16 protein-coding genes are annotated in these 18,112 nt (G+C 61.3%); all 16 read left to right on the top strand.

What is annotated here, in order from left to right:
• The first annotated feature begins 122 nt into the window (after positions 1-122).
• The 16 genes from ACE3PH_RS03595 to ACE3PH_RS03520 all read left to right on the top strand — a co-directional run bounded on the left by ACE3PH_RS03595 (position 123) and on the right by ACE3PH_RS03520 (position 18,061).
• Positions 123-587 (top strand): universal stress protein, encoded by a 465-nt coding sequence (locus ACE3PH_RS03595; RefSeq protein ID WP_374316612.1) that lies wholly within the window; start codon positions 123-125, stop codon positions 585-587.
• A gap of 46 nt (positions 588-633) precedes the next feature.
• Positions 634-936 (top strand): YqjD family protein, encoded by a 303-nt coding sequence (locus tag ACE3PH_RS03590; protein ID WP_374316890.1) that lies wholly within the window; start codon positions 634-636, stop codon positions 934-936.
• On the top strand, positions 936-1,358 hold the full coding sequence (locus ACE3PH_RS03585) for a phage holin family protein (protein ID WP_374316610.1): 423 nt from the start codon (positions 936-938) through the stop codon (positions 1,356-1,358). The genes ACE3PH_RS03590 and ACE3PH_RS03585 overlap by 1 nt, the downstream gene beginning before the upstream one ends.
• Positions 1,355-1,675: a YqjK family protein gene (locus ACE3PH_RS03580; RefSeq protein WP_374316608.1), complete on the top strand. Its 321-nt coding sequence runs from the start codon at positions 1,355-1,357 to the stop codon at positions 1,673-1,675. The genes ACE3PH_RS03585 and ACE3PH_RS03580 overlap by 4 nt, the downstream gene beginning before the upstream one ends.
• 13 nt (positions 1,676-1,688) lie before the next feature.
• Positions 1,689-3,062 carry an MBL fold metallo-hydrolase RNA specificity domain-containing protein gene (locus ACE3PH_RS03575; protein ID WP_374316606.1) on the top strand — a complete coding sequence of 458 codons (1,374 nt, stop codon included), beginning with the start codon at positions 1,689-1,691 and terminating at the stop codon, positions 3,060-3,062.
• A 3-nt stretch (positions 3,063-3,065) separates the two neighbouring features.
• Positions 3,066-5,000, top strand: a complete 1,935-nt coding sequence (locus ACE3PH_RS03570) for a type IV pili methyl-accepting chemotaxis transducer N-terminal domain-containing protein (protein ID WP_374316604.1) — start codon at positions 3,066-3,068, stop codon at positions 4,998-5,000.
• A complete protein-coding gene (locus tag ACE3PH_RS03565; protein ID WP_374316602.1) occupies positions 4,997-5,659 on the top strand; it encodes a response regulator in 663 nt (220 codons plus the stop codon). Before ACE3PH_RS03570 ends, ACE3PH_RS03565 begins: the two co-directional genes overlap by 4 nt.
• A gap of 162 nt (positions 5,660-5,821) precedes the next feature.
• Positions 5,822-7,066 carry a nitrate/nitrite transporter gene (locus ACE3PH_RS03560; protein ID WP_374316600.1) on the top strand — a complete coding sequence of 415 codons (1,245 nt, stop codon included), beginning with the start codon at positions 5,822-5,824 and terminating at the stop codon, positions 7,064-7,066.
• 45 nt (positions 7,067-7,111) lie between these two features.
• Positions 7,112-8,497, top strand: a complete 1,386-nt coding sequence (locus ACE3PH_RS03555) for a NarK family nitrate/nitrite MFS transporter (protein ID WP_374316598.1) — start codon at positions 7,112-7,114, stop codon at positions 8,495-8,497.
• A gap of 26 nt (positions 8,498-8,523) precedes the next feature.
• Positions 8,524-12,321, top strand: coding sequence for a nitrate reductase subunit alpha (locus tag ACE3PH_RS03550; RefSeq protein WP_374316596.1), 3,798 nt, complete (start codon positions 8,524-8,526; stop codon positions 12,319-12,321).
• Positions 12,322-12,341: 20 nt separating this feature from the next.
• Positions 12,342-13,874, top strand: a complete 1,533-nt coding sequence (gene narH / locus ACE3PH_RS03545) for a nitrate reductase subunit beta (protein WP_374316594.1) — start codon at positions 12,342-12,344, stop codon at positions 13,872-13,874.
• A gap of 15 nt (positions 13,875-13,889) precedes the next feature.
• Complete coding sequence (gene narJ / locus ACE3PH_RS03540; protein WP_374316592.1) at positions 13,890-14,564, top strand: nitrate reductase molybdenum cofactor assembly chaperone; 675 nt, start codon at positions 13,890-13,892, stop codon at positions 14,562-14,564.
• Entirely contained in the window at positions 14,561-15,292 is a 732-nt protein-coding gene (gene narI, locus ACE3PH_RS03535; RefSeq protein ID WP_374316590.1) for a respiratory nitrate reductase subunit gamma, read from the top strand. Before narJ ends, narI begins: the two co-directional genes overlap by 4 nt.
• A gap of 1 nt (position 15,293) precedes the next feature.
• Positions 15,294-15,992 carry a peptidylprolyl isomerase gene (locus ACE3PH_RS03530; protein WP_374316588.1) on the top strand — a complete coding sequence of 233 codons (699 nt, stop codon included), beginning with the start codon at positions 15,294-15,296 and terminating at the stop codon, positions 15,990-15,992.
• Between the two features lie 26 nt (positions 15,993-16,018).
• Entirely contained in the window at positions 16,019-16,717 is a 699-nt protein-coding gene (locus ACE3PH_RS03525; protein ID WP_374316586.1) for a carbonic anhydrase, read from the top strand.
• Between the two features lie 186 nt (positions 16,718-16,903).
• Positions 16,904-18,061 carry an NAD(P)H-dependent flavin oxidoreductase gene (locus tag ACE3PH_RS03520; protein WP_374316889.1) on the top strand — a complete coding sequence of 386 codons (1,158 nt, stop codon included), beginning with the start codon at positions 16,904-16,906 and terminating at the stop codon, positions 18,059-18,061.
• Positions 18,062-18,112 lie beyond the last annotated feature (51 nt).

Here is an 18,112-nt window from a genome sequence, read left to right as displayed (position 1 = left end):
TGGTGACGTATTTCCTGCGCTGGATCAAGATTGACCGGTCCAGATGTTGCCGAGAGCCCATATCGACCTTGCAAAGGTTTGTTCCGGCCCCATCTTCGGTTTAGGATGAACTCAGTTGAAGCATGAGCATGGAGGCGCGGATGTACGAGCACCTGTTGGTTCCGGTTGATGACAGTGAGTTGTCAGACAAGGCCATCGATTCCAGCATTGGCTTGGCCAAGTTGCTGGGTGCCCGGGTAACCGGGTTCACGGCCGAGGCTCCCTTGCCGCCCTTGGTGCTGGAGCAGGTGGCTGTGGCCTATGACCCTGAAACCATGCAGGAACACCGGCAACGGTCCGAATCGCATGCGCGGGGGGTGTTGACCCGGTTTGCTGAGCGCGCTGCAGCTGCGGGTGTATCGTTCGATGGGCAGTTCATGGAAACTGACAACATCGAACAAGCCATTGTGGATATTGCCCTGCGGCAACAATGTGACCTGATCGTGATGGCCACCCATGGTCGTCACGGGCTGGATGCCTTGATCAACGGCTCGCTGACCAAAGGCGTGCTTGCACACAGCAAGCTGCCGCTGCTGGTGTTGCGTTGAATTTGAAACGACATTCATTCAAGAAAGGATGATGACAATGTCTGAATTGACCTCTGCCCAAAAAGACAAGCTGATGTCTGACCTGAAGCTGGTCATGTCTGATGCCGAAGCCCTGCTGGCTGCGACGGCCAGCGATGCTGGTGAAGGTGTGGCCGAGTTGCGTGCCCGTGTGGCATCGACCCTGTCTCGCGCCAAGGATGGTCTGATCGAGGCACAAGGTGCCGTGGTCGACAAGGCCAAGGCTGCTGCCCGCGCCACGGATGGCTACGTGCATGAGAATCCCTGGAAATCGGTGGGCATCGCTGCTGGCGTTGGTCTGCTGCTGGGCATGCTGATCGGACGTCGCTGATGACCGAGTCGTCCCCGCCGCCATCTGGCGGCGGTTTGCTGTCTTCCATGCAGGGCCTGGCCTCTACGGTGCTGGGCATCCTGCGAACCCGGCTCGAACTGTTCAGTGTCGAGCTGGAAGAAGAGAAACTGCGTCTGCTGCGCATGCTGGCCTGGGGTGGCATCGCCATTTTCCTCGGCTGTATCGGTCTGGTATTCCTGGCCGCGTTTGTGTGCGTGCTGTTCTGGGATGAGCATCGCCTGCTGGCGCTGGGGTTGATGACCCTGATGTTCTGGGGACTGGCGGGCATAGCCTTGTGGCGTGTTCGAAGCAGTGCACAGGCATCAGACGATTTCCTGAGCGCGTCTCTGGCCGAGTTGCAAAGAGACATCGAGGCGCTCAAGGCCCATCAGAAGCCCAACGCTGAACCACCGCAGACATGAGCAGGCTCACCCGAGATCAGGAGCTGGCGCAACGCAAGGTGCGCTTGCAAGCCCGCATCACCGAACAGCGTCGCGCATTGAGCCTGCAGGTGCAGGGCTCGCTGGCCCGTCCGCTGGCCTGGGCTGACAAGGTGTCGACTGCCGGGCGCTGGTTGCGCGCCCATCCTGCCATTCCGGCAGGCGTACTCGCAGCCTTGGTGGCCTGGCGACCCAAGGGGCTGCTGGGCTGGGCCGGCAAGGGGCTTTGGCTGTGGCGCACATGGCGCAAGGTGCAGCCGCTGGTCCAGACCGTGATGAAGAACAACACCAAGCATTGACGAGACAAACCCGATGCAACTGACATTCCTGGGTGCCAATGGCACTGTGACGGGCTCCCGCACCCTGGTGGAGGCGGGTGGGCTGCGTATTCTGGTTGATTGCGGCATGTTTCAGGGTTTCAAGACCTTGCGCGACCGCAACTGGGCGCCCATGCCGGTAGATCCGGCCACGATCGACGCTGTCTTGCTGACCCACGCGCACATCGATCACAGCGGGGCCTTGCCGCTGCTGGTCAAGCAAGGGTTCAAGGGGCCGATCTGGACCAGCGCTGCCACGGCAGAGCTTTGCGAAATCCTGCTGCTGGACACGGCCCACCTGCAGGAAGAAGAGGCCCGTTATCGCAACAGGCATGCGGCGACGAAACACAGCCCGGCCATGCCGCTCTACACCGCGCAAGACGCGAAGCGGTGCCTGACGCACTTCCGTCGTGTGGCCCCGGATGGTGCGTTGGAACTTGGGCATGGCGTGCGGGTGCGTTTTGCCCCGGCAGGCCACATCCTGGGCGCCTCCAGCATCAAGATCGAACACGGCGGCAAGTCGGCCTTGTTCTCGGGTGACCTGGGGCGTGACGATGACCTGGTCATGAACCCGCCCACCAAGGGGCTAGAAGCTGACTGGGTGGTGACGGAGTCGACCTATGGCAACCGCCTGCACACCACGAAGGACCCGGTTGAGGTGCTCGGCGATGTGATCCGCCGTACGGTGGCACGTGGTGGTGTGGTGGTCATTCCTGCGTTTGCCGTAGGGCGTACGCAGAGCCTGCTTTACTCGCTTTACTGCCTGCGTGAGGCGGGGGCGATTCCCCATGTGCCGGTCATGCTCGACAGCCCCATGGGCATCGATGCCACCCAGCTTTATCAGCGCTACAACGACGAGCACCGCCTGTCGGATGCCGACTGTGCCGGTATCGCACGCATGACGCATTTCGTTCGGGATGTCGAAGAGTCCAAGGCGCTGATGCGCCAGCGCTATCCCATGATCATCATTGCCGGCAGCGGCATGGTGACCGGTGGGCGGGTCCTGCATCACATTGCCTACTACGGGCCGCACTCCCGCAATTCGATCATCCTGAGCGGCTTTCAGGCCGGAGGCACCCGTGGGGCCTCGCTGGCGGAAGGTGCACACACGCTCAAGCTGTTTGGCGAGTACGTACCCATCCGGGCGGAGGTCACGCAAATTGACGGCTTGTCGGCCCACGCCGACCAGGCTGGTTTGCTGGGCTGGGTGAAGTCGCTGGCACGCAAGCCCGAGCAGGTGTTCGTCATCCATGGCGAGCCAACGGCGGCCGACACCTTGCGTTTGCGCATCACCGAGACCCTCGGTATCCCGGCGCGGGTCCCGGAGTACCGTGACAGCTTTGAGTTGCCTGAGAGCGGCTCAGCCTGATCGATGCGGACCCTGCAGCTGGCCTCGGTGACGACGCCCGTGCGTCGCTGGACCCTGACCACCAAGCTGGCTGTAACGGGGGGGCTCTTCCTGTGTCTGGCCCTGGCATCGATTGCGCTCACCCTGTGGGTCACCTGGCGACTTGAAGGGGGGGCAGCCGCGGTCAATGAGGCTGGGCGCATGCGCATGCTGACTTACCGCCTGGCATTGACCGAAGAGGTGGGCAGCACGGCTCAGCTCGAGATGCAGGTGGCCCGCTTCCAGCAAAGTCTGCAGGTCCTCAAGGACGGAGATCCGTCTCGCCCGCTGTTTGTGCCCTGGGATGATGAAACGAGACAGCGGTTTCAGGCAGTTCAGTCAGCGTGGTCGTCCCTGGCCGGGCACTGGACCTCATCTGTGCCGAGCTCTCCTGATAACAAGGTTGGAGAGCTGGCCGAGGTCGACCGTTTTGTCGCACTGATTGACGCATTCGTGTCGTCGATTGAGCGGCAACTGGCCTACTGGACCGCCATCTTGAACATCTTTCAGATGGCGATGATGGTGTTGGCGATAGGCAGTGCTGTGGCGCTGATGTATGCCGGCTACCTGCTGGTGCTCAACCCGGTCGGGCGCTTGCAGCGCGGGCTGGAGCGCGTGGAGCAGGGTGATTTCGAAGCACGTGTCGACGTGGATTCGAATGACGAGTTCGGGGTGCTCGCCGATGGTTTCAACCAGATGGCTGAAACCCTTCAGTCTCTCTATCAGAACCTGGAAGCCAAAGTGCGGGAAAAGACCGCCGGGCTGGAAGCCAAGCAACGTCAGCTGGCTGCGCTGTATGAAATCAGTGCCCACATTGCCGAGGCCGATACGCTGGACGAGATCGCTCAGGGCTTTGCGCAGAAGGTTCGCCGCATTGCCGATGCCGATGCCGTTGCCGTGCGATGGTCAGATGAGGCCCATCAGCGCTACTGGCTGCTGGCCTCTGATTGCTTGCCGGAAAGTCTGGTCAAGGAAGAGGCTTGCGTGCATGCCGGTGATTGTCACTGTGGCCCGGTCGCGCCGGAACAGGGCATGCGGGTGATTCCAATTCAGGCGGCTAATCCGACAGCGCGCTCGCACTGTTCTCAGGCGGGCTATCAGACGGTGGTCTCCATTCCGGTCAACCTGCACCAGCGCTGCCTGGGCGAGGTGGATCTGTTTTACCGGCATGACCCTGAGCTGAGTCAGGAACAGCGCGCCATGATGGAAACCATGGCGAGCCACCTCGCTGGTGGCATGGAAAGCATGCGTGCCGCGTCCCTGGAAAGAGAAGCGGCCGTCGCAGAAGAGCGCAGCATGCTGGCTCGGGAGCTGCACGATTCGATCGCGCAGTCACTGGCCTTCATGAAGATACAGGTGCAGTTGCTGCGCGATGCCGTGCGCAAGACCGATGCAGGCGGCATAGACCGTGTCATCGGCGAGCTGGATGAGGGCCTCAGGGAGTCGTACAGCCATGTGCGAGAACTCCTGCTGCATTTCCGAACGCGCACCAATGAAGAGGACATCGAGCCGGCCTTGCGCACGACACTGCAGAAGTTCGAGCACCAGACGGGTTTGAAAACCCATTTGAGCCTGGAGGGGCATGGCCTGCCCTTGCCACCAGATGTGCAGATCCAGGTGTTGCACGTGGTGCAGGAGTCCTTGTCCAACATCCGCAAGCATGCCGCTGCGACCGAGGTGTGGGTGACCGTCCAGCAAGAGCCCCGTTGGCAGTTTGTGGTGCAGGACAATGGCTGCGGCTTTGACCCGCAAGGGCAGGCACGCGGGGAGACCCACGTTGGTTTGCACATCATGTCGGAGCGTGCGCAGCGCATCGGCGCGGAACTGGCGGTACAGTCGCGATCAGGTGAGGGCACTGCAGTGACCTTGACTCTGCCGCCTCGTGTGGCACCTGAACACCTGCCTGACATCACACCATGACCGCACCCGTTCGCTTGCTGGTGGTCGACGACCACACCCTGTTTCGCCGAGGTCTGATTGCGCTGTTGACGCAATCGGCCGATGTGTTGGTTGTGGGGGAAGCGGGCGATGCGGGTGAAGCCTTGCGTTGTGCCACCGAGCTTCAGCCTGACTTGATCCTGCTCGACAACCACCTGCCCGGTGTGCTGGGTGTGGATGCGATTGCAGGTCTGCGTGAAGCAGCCCCGAAAGCGGGAGTGCTGATGCTGACGGTCAGTGAAGATGAGCAGGATCTGGCCCGGGCACTGCGGGCCGGCGCACGTGGATACCTGCTTAAGACCATGGATGGCGAAGCCCTCGGGCAGGCCCTGATGCGAGCCATGGCGGGCGAGTTGGTCATCAGCCCGGACATGACGGGCAAGCTGGCTGCAGCCATGCAGGCGCCCATGATCGATGCGGGATCGGTGGTCGAGCCTGTTCCAACTCATGGACAGCTGTCGCCTCGTGAGTCGGAAATCCTGCGTCACATTGCCAGCGGGGCGAGCAACAAAGAGATTGCCCGAAGTCTGGATATCGCGGAAACCACGGTGAAGATCCATGTTCAGCACATTCTGCGCAAGTTGAATCTGAGTTCACGCGTGCAGGCAGCCGTCTACGCCACGGAGCACGGGCTAAACTGATCCGGATCAAGTTCTGACCGGGTAGACCGGTGACTACTACTTTCGAACGATGGGGCCATGTGGCCCCATCGTTCTTTCAGCCATGCCCGAGCAATCCTTGGAAGGATGTTCGTCTCGGGGGCTGATTCCTACAGTGACGTCATGGAAAAAACGGAGAAATCCATGACGACGCAAGAAGTGCAAAAGCGCCGCGCTCTCTCGGTGCTGATCGTCAGCACACTGGCATTCACGGTGTGCTTCATGGTCTGGATGATGTTTGCCGTGATCGGCATTCCCATCAAGAAGCAGTTGGGCCTGTCTGCGACCGAATTCGGCTTGCTGACCTCCATGCCTGTTTTGAGCGGTTCCCTGGTGCGTGTGCCCCTGGGCATCTGGACCGACCGCTTCGGGGGGCGCATCGTGATGGTGCTCCTGATGCTGCTCACCGTGCCAGCAATCTGGCTGATTGGCTCGGCGACCGAATTCTGGCAGTTCCTGTCGATCGGTCTGGTGCTCGGGTTGGCCGGTGGCTCGTTCTCGGTCGGTACGCCCTATGTGGCACGGTGGTTCCCCAGGGAGCGTCAAGGCTTTGCCATGGGTGTGTTCGGCGCGGGCAACTCGGGTGCTGCGGTCAACAAGTTCGTGGCACCGGGTTTGATGGTCGCTTTTGGCTGGGTCATGGTGCCGCATGTCTATGCGGCCGTGATGCTGGGTACAGCCATACTGTTCTGGCTCTTCAGCTTCCACGATGAGAGCCACCTGGTTCCGAGCAATGTCAGCTTCTTGGACCAACTCAAGGCCTTGAAGGATCCGCGCGTGCTGAAGTACTGCCAGTACTACAGCATCGTGTTCGGTGGCTATGTGGGGCTGAGCCTGTGGATGGTGCAGTACTACGTCGGTGAATACGGCCTGGAGATCAAGACAGCTGCGTTGCTGGCTGCATGCTTCTCTCTGCCGGGCGGTGTGTTGCGCGCTATTGGTGGCTGGCTGTCCGACAAGTATGGTGCGCACAGCGTGACCTGGTGGGTGATGTGGGTGAGCTGGATCTGCCTGTTCCTGCTGAGCTATCCGCAGACTGATTTCACGATCCAGACCACGACTGGTCCGCAGACCTACCACATCGGCCTGAATGTCTATGGCTTCACCGCCCTGATGTTCCTGCTGGGTATCGTCTTCGCTTTCGGCAAGGCCAGCGTCTTCAAGTACATCGGCAACGACTACCCGAAGAACATCGGCGCGATCTCCGGCATCGTGGGTCTCGCTGGTGGCATGGGTGGCTTCCTGCTGCCGATCATGTTCGGCTACCTGCTCGACAAGACCGGCATCCGCTCCAGTGCATTCATGTTGCTGTACGGCGTGGTCTGGGTCTCCCTGATCTGGATGTACTTCACCGAAGTCCGCCGCCAACCTGTCCTTGGGCAGGCTTGATTGACCGGTCTCACACCCCCGCTGAATTGACATAAGGAGAGCCAAATGGCCAGCTCTGTCATCCAAAACTGGAATCCGGAAAACGACACATTCTGGAAAAAGGAAGGTCACTCGGTTGCCCAACGCAATCTGTGGCTATCTATCCCCGCCCTGACCTTGGCATTCGCCATCTGGATGGTGTGGTCGGTGGTGGTGGTGAACCTGCCGAATGTCGGCTTCAAGTTCAACACCAACCAACTGTTCCTGCTGGCATCTTTGCCGGCACTGTGTGGCGCCACGCTGCGCATCTTCTACTCGTTTGCTGTGCCCATCTTCGGTGGGCGCCGCTGGACCGCCATCTCGACGGCATCGTTGCTGGCACCGGCCATCGGGATTGGCTGGGCGGTGCAGCATCCTGATACCCCGTTCGAGGTCTTTATCTTGCTGGCACTGCTGTGCGGCTTTGGTGGCGGCAACTTTGCCTCGTCGATGTCGAACATCAGCTTCTTCTTCCCGAAGGCACAGAAGGGCACAGCGCTGGGCCTGAATGCTGGCCTGGGCAACCTGGGCGTGTCGCTGGTGCAGTTCGTGGTGCCGCTGGTGATCACGGCAGGTGTGTTCGGTGCCATGGGCGGTGATGCCCAGACCGTGACCAAGGCGGGCAAGACCGCCCAACTGTGGCTGCAAAACGCAGGCTATGTGTGGGTGCCTTTCATTGCGCTGTCGGCTCTGGCTGCGTGGTTCGGCATGAACGACCTGGCTGATGCCAAGGCTTCTTTTGCAGACCAGGCCGTCATCTTCAAGCGCAAGCACAACTGGCTGATGTGCTGGTTGTACCTCGGTACATTCGGTTCCTTCATCGGCTACTCCGCAGGCTTTCCGCTGCTGATCAAGAGCCAGTTCCCCGGTGTCAATGCACTGAGCTATGCCTGGATGGGCCCGCTGGTTGGTGCACTGGTTCGCCCTGTTGGCGGCTGGCTGTCTGACAAGCTGGGTGGTGCCCGTGTGACCTTCTGGAACTTCGTGGCCATGATCGTCGGCGTGCTGGCCGTGCTGAAGTTCCTGCCCAGCCATGGCCAGGGTGGCGACTTCCACGGTTTCCTGGTGGCCTTCCTGTTCCTGTTCGCCACCTCGGGCATCGGCAATGGTTCGACCTTCCGCATGATCCCGCTGATCTTCCTGACCGAGCGTCAGCGTGAAGCCAGTGGCAAGGGCGCGGCTGCTCAAGAGCAAGCAGTCAAGGACGCCAACAAGGAAGCCGCCGCCGTGCTCGGTTTCAGTTCGGCTGTGGGCGCCTACGGTGGCTTCTTCATCCCCAAGAGCTATGGCTCGTCGATCACCCTGACAGGTGGTCCGGAAGCCGCCCTGTATTGCTTCGTGGCTTTCTATGTGACGTGTGTGCTGGTGACGTGGTGGTACTACAGCCGCAAGAACGCGCCCATGCCTTGCTGAGCCCGATACGAATCTGAGGAATCAACATGAGTCATTTTCTTGACCGCCTGACGTTCTTTGCACAACCCAGGCAGACATTCTCGAACGGCCACGGCGTGACCACCGGTGAGGACCGGACCTGGGAGGACGCCTACCGGGCTCGTTGGCAGCATGACAAGATCGTGCGTTCGACCCACGGCACCAACTGCACGGGATCTTGCTCGTGGAAGATCTATGTGAAGGGGGGCATCGTCACCTGGGAAACCCAGCAGACTGACTATCCCCGCACCCGACCTGATCTGCCCAACCATGAGCCCCGTGGGTGCGCTCGTGGTGCGAGTTACAGCTGGTATCTCTACAGTGCCAACCGGGTGAAGTACCCGATGGTGCGCGGCGAATTGCTCAAACAATGGCGCGCTGCGCGCACGGTGGCGAAAACACCGGTGGATGCCTGGGCCAATCTGGTGGAGAACACCGAGGGTCGTCGCGCCTGGCAGCGAGAACGTGGCATGGGTGGCTTCGTTCGGTCGACATGGGATGAAGTCAACGAGATCATTGCCTCGGCCAACGTCTACACAATCAAGAAGCACGGGCCTGACCGGATCATTGGCTTCTCGCCTATTCCGGCCATGTCGATGATCAGCTATGCCGCTGGCAGCCGCTACCTGAGCCTGATCGGTGGCGTGTGCATGAGCTTCTACGACTGGTACTGCGACCTGCCGCCAGCTAGCCCGCAGATCTGGGGCGAGCAGACCGACGTGCCTGAGTCGGCTGACTGGTACAACTCGACCTACATCATTGCCTGGGGCTCCAATGTGCCTCAGACCCGTACCCCGGATGCCCACTTCTTCACCGAGGTGCGCTACAAGGGGGCCAAGACGGTGGCCGTGACGCCCGACTATGCCGAGGTGTCGAAGCTGGCCGACCTGTGGTTGCACCCCAAGCAAGGTACCGATGCAGCCGTGGCCATGGCCATGGGTCACGTCATCCTGAAGGACTTTTACTTTGGTGAAGGTGCGCAGGCGCGCTCGGCGTATTTCGATGACTACGCCCGTCGCTATACCGACATGCCTTTGCTGGTGCAGTTGAAGGAACAGACGCTGCCAGATGGTCGCCAGATTCTGGTGCCGGACCGCTATCTGCGCGCCAGTGATTTCAACAACCATCTCAAGCAGCAGAACAATGCCGAGTGGAAGACCGTGGCGCTCGACCAGGACGACAAGATCGTGTTGCCAAACGGGTCGATCGGCTTCCGCTGGGGCGCCGACGAGCGCCCGGACAAAGGCCTGTGGAACCTGGAGTCCAAAGAGGCGATGGGCGGCGAGCAGGTCAAGCTCAAGTTGTCCCTGATGGAAGAGGGCGGAACCGACTACCAGGTTGGCGAAGTGGGCTTCCCCTATTTTGGCGGCATCGATACCCCCCACTTCAATGCGAACAAGCACGATGATGTGCTGGTACGCAACGTGCCGGTACGCAAGGTCCGTTTGTGCAAGGCTGATGTGCCAGAAAGCGAACAGCGCCACACCCTTGTCGCTACTGTGTTCGATCTGCTGGCTGCCAACTACGGCATTGACCGTGGCCTGGGCGGCACGGCTGCGCGTGACTTCAATGACGATACGCCTTACACCCCGGCCTGGCAGGAGAAGATCACCGGCGTGCCGCGTGACCAGGTCATCACGGTGGCCCGCCAGTTCGCAGACAACGCCGACAAGACACGCGGCAAGTCGATGGTGATCATCGGTGCGGCGATGAACCATTGGTACCACTGCGACATGAACTACCGCGGCATCATCAACATGCTGATGATGTGTGGCTGTATTGGCCAGAGCGGTGGTGGCTGGGCCCACTATGTGGGTCAGGAAAAGCTGCGGCCGCAAACCGGTTGGACGGCATTGGCCTTTGCGCTGGACTGGATCCGTCCGCCACGCCAGCAGAACTCCACCAGCTTCTTCTATGCGCACACGGACCAGTGGCGCTATGAGCGCCTGGGCGTGGACGAGATCCTGTCACCCTTGGCCGACAAGCAGGCTTACCAAGGCTCGATGATCGACTTCAACGCCCGCGCCGAGCGCATGGGCTGGTTGCCTTCTGCCCCTCAACTGCAGACCAACCCGCTGCAGGTGGTGCGTGATGCGCAGGCCGTCGGCATGGATGCCAAGGACTACGCAGTCAAGTCGCTCAAGGATGGCTCGCTGTCGATGAGCTGCGAAGACCCTGACCATCCGGCCAACTGGCCACGCAACATGTTTGTGTGGCGTTCGAACCTGCTGGGCTCGTCAGGCAAAGGCCATGAATATTTCCTCAAGCACTTGCTGGGCACGTCGCATGGGGTGCAAGGCAAGGACCTGGGTCCGCAGGAGGCCAAGCCGCAGGACGTGAAGTGGCATGACCAGGCACCAGAGGGCAAGCTGGATCTGCTGGTCACCCTGGACTTCCGCATGAGCACGACCTGTCTGTATTCGGACATCGTGCTGCCAACGGCCACCTGGTATGAGAAGAACGACCTCAATACCAGTGACATGCACCCCTTCATCCACCCCTTGTCAACTGCGGTGGACCCGGCCTGGCAGGCTCGCTCCGACTGGGAGATCTACAAGGGCTTTGCCAGGAAGTTCTCGGAAGTGTGTGTGGGACACCTGGGTCTGGAGCGCGAAGTGGTGATGACACCGCTCATGCACGACTCGCCGGCGGAGTTGGCCCAACCCTTCGATGTGCGCGACTGGAAGAAGGGCGAGTGCGAACTGGTTCCCGGCAAGACGGCACCTCAGATCACGGTCATCGAACGCGACTACCCGAACACTTTCAAGCGCTTCACTGCCTTGGGCCCATTGATGAACAAGGTGGGCAATGGCGGCAAGGGCATCGCCTGGAAGACCGAAGATGAGGTGCATCAGCTTGGCGAACTCAACGGGGTCGTGCGCGAGGCCGGTGTGACGCAGGGCATGCCCAAGATCGACACCGACATCGATGCCACCGAGGTGGTGCTGATGCTGGCACCCGAGACCAATGGGCATGTGGCGGTCAAGGCCTGGGATGCCCTGAGCAAGCAGACTGGTCGTGAACACGCCCACCTGGCACTGCACCGTGAGGACGAGAAGATCCGCTTCCGTGACATCCAGGCGCAGCCGCGCAAGATCATTTCCTCGCCGACCTGGTCGGGCCTGGAAAGCGAAAAGGTGTCTTACAACGCCGGCTACACCAATGTGCACGAGCTGATTCCATGGCGCACGCTGACAGGACGTCAACAGTTCTATCAGGATCACCCCTGGATGCGTGACTTTGGCGAAGGCTTTGTGTCCTATCGTCCGCCTGTAGACCTGAAGACGCTGGGTGAGGTCGAAGGACGCAAGCCCAACGGCAACCCCGAGATTGCGCTGAACTTCATCACGCCGCACCAGAAGTGGGGTATCCACTCCACCTACACGGACAACCTGATCATGCTGACGCTCAACCGCGGCGGCCCGGTGATCTGGTTGAGTGAAGAAGATGCACGCCGCGGCGGCATTGTCGACAACGACTGGGTCGAGCTGTTCAACGCCAATGGGGCCATTGCTGCTCGTGCGGTGGTGAGCCAGCGCGTCAACCCGGGCATGGTGATGATGTACCACGCTCAGGAGAAGACCATCAACACCCCGGGCTCCGAGATCACCGGTGCGCGCGGCGGCATCCACAACTCGGTCACGCGGGTGGTGCTCAAGCCGACCCACATGATCGGCGGCTATGCCCAGCTGAGCTACGGCTTCAACTACTACGGGACCATCGGCACCAACCGTGACGAGTTCGTGCTGGTTCGCAAGATGGCCAAGATCGACTGGCTGGACGGCACACCCGCCCAACGCGTCTGAGCCAGCAAGGAGAACACAAGATGAAAGTTCGTGCCCAAATCGGCATGGTGCTGAACCTGGACAAGTGCATTGGTTGCCACACTTGCTCGGTCACCTGCAAGAACGTCTGGACCAACCGGCCCGGCGTTGAGTACGCCTGGTTCAATAACGTTGAAACCAAGCCTGGCATCGGTTACCCCAAGGAATGGGAGAACCAGGACAAGTGGAAGGGTGGCTGGGTGCGCAAGGCTGATGGCCGCATCGTGCCGCGTCAAGGTGGCAAGCTCAAGTTGCTGGCCGGCCTGTTTGCCAACCCTAATCTGCCCGAAATCGACGACTATTACGAGCCCTTCACGTTCGACTACGACCACCTGCAAAGTGCGCCCAAGAGCAAGGCTGCTCCCGTGGCGCGTCCACGCAGCCTGATCACCGGTCAGCGCATGGAGAAGATCGTCTGGGGTCCGAACTGGGAAGAGATCCTGGGGGGTGAGTTCAGCAAGCGCAGCAAGGATGCCAACCTGGACAGCTTCACGCAGGTGCAAAAGGACATTCTGGGTCAGTTTGAGCAGACCTTCATGATGTACCTGCCGCGTCTGTGCGAGCACTGCCTTAACCCGGCCTGCGTGGCTTCGTGCCCATCAGGATCGATTTACAAGCGTGAGGAAGATGGCATTGTGCTGGTTGACCAGGACAAGTGCCGTGGCTGGCGCATGTGCGTGTCGGGCTGTCCTTACAAGAAGATCTATTACAACTGGGAAACCGGCAAGGCCGAGAAGTGCATCTTCTGCTATCCGCGCATCGAAGCCGGTCAGCCGACTGTGTGCTCGGAAACCTGCGTGGGCCGCATCCGCTACCTGGGTGTGCTGCTGTACGACGCCGATCGCATCGAGGCGGCAGCCAGTGTGGAGCACGACAAGGACCTGTATCAGGCCCAGTTGGATGTGTTCCTCGACCCGCATGACCCGAAGGTGATCGAGCAGGCGCGCCTGGACGGTGTGCCAGAAGCTTGGCTGGAGTCAGCCCGCAAGAGCCCGGTGTGGAAGATGGCCATGGACTGGAAGGTGGCATTGCCCCTGCACCCGGAATACCGCACCTTGCCGATGGTCTGGTACATCCCGCCTCTGTCACCCATCACATCGGCGGCACAGGCCGGGCACATCGGTGTCAACGGTCAGATTCCGGATGTCAACCAGATGCGCATTCCCGTGCAGTACCTGGCCAATCTGTTGACCGCGGGAGACACCATTCCGGTGACACGTGCGCTGGAGCGCATGCTGGCCATGCGAGCCTATCAGCGCGAGGTCCATGTCGAGGGGCGTGAAAACCTGGCTGCGCTGGAGCAGGTGGGGCTGTCGGTCGAGCAGGTGCAGGACATGTACCAGATCATGGCCATCGCCAACTACGAAGACCGCTTTGTGATCCCCACGGCCCACCGTGAATACGCCGAGAGCGCGTTCGATCTGCGTGGTGGATGTGGCTTCTCGTTCGGCAATGGCTGTTCGGACGGTGCATCGCAGGAAAGCCTGTTCGGTCAGGGCAAGCGCCGCACCATTCCCATCAAGGCCACGCTGTAAGTCAGGAGTCAGACCATGAACCATCGCAACCTTTGCAAGGTGCTGGCCGCCTTGCTGTGCTACCCCGATGCGCAACTCCGACAGGCTGCGGGTGACCTCGCCGACGTGGTGCAGGCTCAGCCGGAGCTCCCGGCAGAGCACCGGGCCAGTTTGCTGGCGCTGATCAATGAACTGGTTCAGTGCGACCCGTTTGATCTCGAGGCGCGCTACGTTGACTGTTTCGATCGCGGTCGCAGCACCTCGCTGCATCTGTTCGAACATGTCCACGGCGACTCGCGAGAGCGCGGGCCGGCCATGGTGGACCTGGCGCAGACCTATGAGCAGGCGGGCCTGTATCTGGACGACAGCGAGTTGCCGGATTACCTGCCGGTGGTGCTCGAATTCGTGTCGACCCAACCTGCTGACGTTGCCAAGGGCTTTCTGGCCGAGATGGCTCACATCCTCAACGCCATCCACACGGCGCTGGCCAAGCGCTCCAGCCCCTATGCGGCCGTGCTGGCGACGACCCTGTGGCTGGCAGGCGAGCGCATCGAGCACCTGGCCTTGCCAGATGAAAAGCCCATGGATGAAGACTGGCAGGAGCCCGAGGCTTTTGGTGGATGCACATCGGCGGGCCAAAGCCGGCCTGATCAACCGCAACCGATTCACATTGTTCGCAACGCCCAAGGGCGTCCGGGAGCATCAGCATGAACGCACTGGATACTTTCCTCTTTGGCATCTATCCCTACATCTGTGGGGCCGTGTTTCTGGTCGGCAGCCTCATTCGCTTCGACCGTGATCAGTACACCTGGAAGAGCGACTCATCGCAGTTGCTGAGAACCGGGCAGCTGCGCGTGGGCAGCTATCTGTTCCACATTGGGGTGCTGTTTCTGTTCTTTGGCCATTTCTTCGGGATGCTGACCCCCCATGCCTTGTATGAGCACTTCATCAGCGCTGGCAACAAGCAGCTGATGGCCATGGTTTCCGGCGGCATCGCTGGCACGATGGCCTTCATCGGCATTGCCGTGCTGTTGCACCGCCGATTGAGCGATCCGCGCATTCGCCTGAATTCGCGCACCAGCGACATCGTGTTGCTGTGGCTGCTGCTGGTTCAACTGGGGCTGGGCCTGGCCACCATCCCGATGTCAGCACAGCACCTGGATGGGACCATGATGATGGCGCTGGCGGGCTGGGCACAACATGTGATGACCTTCCAGGGCGGTGCCGTCGAATTGCTGTCGCACGTCAACTGGGTGTTCAAGCTGCACATGGTGCTGGGCATGTCGGTGTTCCTGATTTTCCCCTTCACCCGCCTGGTTCATGTGTGGAGCGGGTTCGCTTCGGCGACCTATGCGCTGCGCCCGTATCAGGTGGTGCGCAGCCGCAAGCTGAATCTGCCGGCTGACCATCTGACTCCTGATCGTCACGTGGGGCACTGACATGAGCCGCACCGAAGATCTTTGCACCGAGTTGCTTCGGCAGGCCGCCCAGCAGGCGGGCCTGCTGGCAGCAGAGGATCCACCTGTTGAAGATGGCGTCGTGTCAGAAGCGGCAGTGCAGGCCATCGAGGCCCTGCTTGATCGTGAACTGCGCGTGCCCGAACCTGCCGAGGAAGACTGCCGTCGCTTTTACGAAGCGTCGCCTGCGCGGTGGCAGCAGGGCGAGCGGGTGCATGCCCGCCACATTTTGCTGGCAGTGACGGACGGTGTGGACGTGCAGGCGCTGCGCCAGCGTGCCGAGAAGCTCTTGCTGGACCTGCGCTGCGCGACGTCGGATGGCGCCTTTGGTGAGGCAGCTCGCCAGTGGTCCAACTGCCCGAGCGGTGCGGAGGGCGGCGAGCTGGGATGGCTGGCTGCGCATGAATGCGCACCTGAGTTTGCGCGAGAGCTGTTCGGGCATGCGGAAGTCGGGGTGTTGCCGCGGGTCGTGCACAGCCGGTTTGGCCTGCATGTCGTCGAGGTGATGGCCCGCGAAGCCGGCACGCTGCCGCCTTTCGATCAGGTTCGTTCAGCGGTGTCGTCAGCTTTGCAACGACAGGCTAGTCGCACAGCGCTGCGCCAGTACCTGCAAGTGCTTGCAGCCCAGGCGGGTGTCACCCTGGACGAACTGCCCGCTGTCGATTCGCCGCTGGTTCAATAAGACTGCGGCGATTCTCGGAGCCAGCCATGCCAGACGAACTCCTGCAACGCCTGAGGTGTTTTCACACCGACTATTTCCCGCAGTACCAGGATCGCTTTCGACATCTGGTCAATGAGGGGCAGCACCCGACAACCTTGTTCATCGGGTGCTCCGACTCGCGGATCGTGCCCTACATGCTGACCGGCGCAGGTCCTGGTGAGTTGTTCATCGTGCGCAATGTGGGCGCCCTGGTGCCGCCCTATGACGGTCAGTATGGTCTGCACGGCACGGCTGCGGCCATCGAATATGCCGTGCTGAACCTGCACGTGAGTCACATCATCGTGTGTGGGCACACGCACTGTGGTGCGATGAAGGCACTTTACGAAGAGGTGTCGCCCGAGGCCCATAACCTCGATGCCTGGCTGGGTCTGGCGCGAGAAGCCGCTTTGCCCGTTCAGGTGACGGAGGAAGCCCTGCGTCGCACCGAGCAGCGCTCGATCGTGCTGCAACTCGAACGCTTGATGGACTATCCCATGGTGCGCCAGCGTGTGGAAAAGCGAGAGATCTCGCTGCACGGCTGGCACTACGTCATCGAAGATGGCGAGGTGCATGTGTTTGATGTGCTCAAAGGCCAGTTCGTGCCGGCGTCGGCTTCTGATCACAGCGGTACGGGCCCCTATCAGGATGTGGCCGACGATGGCGGTGCGATCTTCAACGAGATCGACTCGTCCTGGGAGCACCGCTGAAGCGCCTGGGGTTGACCTGAGACAAATCCATGCGTGGCACCAGCCGCTACTGTGCATGGGTTCTTATACGACTGTATATTTATCAAGGCACCCATGAATGCTCCGCACCCACTGATGGCATCGCTCGATGCCGGTTTCATTGATCCGGATCTGGACACCAAGCTGGCCGGGAGCGGTCTGCAGCCCATGATGCTGGGCGGACGACGGCTTTTGCCGATCGTGCAGGGGGGCATGGGCATTGGCGTGTCGGCCCAGCGCTTGGCGGGCTCGGTTGCAGCCATGGGTGGTGTGGGTACGCTGTCCTGTGTCGATTTGCGGCGCCATCACCCTGATCTGATGGAGCGCACCCAGGGGCTGGCTACCCGCGTAGGGCAGGATGAGGCCACCAAGGCGGCCATCGATGAAGCCAATCTGGAAGCGGTCGAGCGGGAAATCAAGGCCGCGCGGGCGCGTTCCGAGGGGCGTGGTTTGCTGGCCATGAACGTCATGCGCGCCGTCAGTGACTACGCGGGCTACGTCAAGCGGTCGCTGGAGGCCGGCATCGACGCGGTGGTGGTGGGCGCTGGCCTGCCGCTGGATTTGCCGGACCTGGCGCAGGACCACCCTGATGCACTGCTGGTGCCGATCCTCTCCGATGCCCGCGGCGTGCAGCTCATTGTCAAGAAATGGGAGCGCAAGAAGCGTCTGCCTGATGCCATCGTGATCGAGCATCCGCGGCTGGCCGGCGGGCATTTGGGGGCCGCTCGCATCGCGGACCTCAACGACCCCCGGTTTGATTTCGAGCGCGTGATCCCCGACTCGATCGCTTTCTTGCGTGCAGCCGGTATCGAAAAGGAAATCCCCCTCATTGCCGCAGGTGGCATCCGCAGCCATGCAGACATTGCGCGGGTGCAGGCCCTGGGCGCGGCAGGTGTGCAACTGGGCACCCCGTTTGCCGTGACCGAAGAGGGCGATGCCCACCCTGAGTTCAAGCGGGTGCTGGCCGAGGCCCGGGATGAGGACGTGGTCGAGTTCACCAGTGTGGCGGGTTTGCCGGCGCGTGCGGTGGCGACGCCCTGGCTGAAGGCCTACCTGAAGATCGAGGACAAGCTGCAAGCCGTTGCCCACGTGAAGAACCGCTGCACCAAGGCGTTCGACTGCCTGGCTCAATGTGGCTTGCGCGATGGTCTGGCGGGCTGGGGGCAGTTCTGCATCGACAACCAGCTGGCTGCCGCCTTGCGTGGCGATGTCAAGAAGGGGCTCTTCTTCCGAGGTGCCGGTGCTTTGCCTTTCGGTGACCAGATCCGCAGTGTGCGTGAGCTGATGGACAAGCTGCTCACCCGCCAGCAGATGGCGCTGGCCTGATCTCGCACGGCCCTTGTCGGGTCGATGCGGCGGGAGAAGGGCGATGCAGCC

It is taken from the genome of Aquabacterium sp. (assembly GCF_041909175.1).
Lineage (GTDB): Bacteria > Pseudomonadota > Gammaproteobacteria > Burkholderiales > Burkholderiaceae_C > Aquabacterium.
The sequence above is the reverse complement of the archived record's forward strand: the minus strand, read 5'-3'. Positions and strand labels throughout refer to the sequence as shown.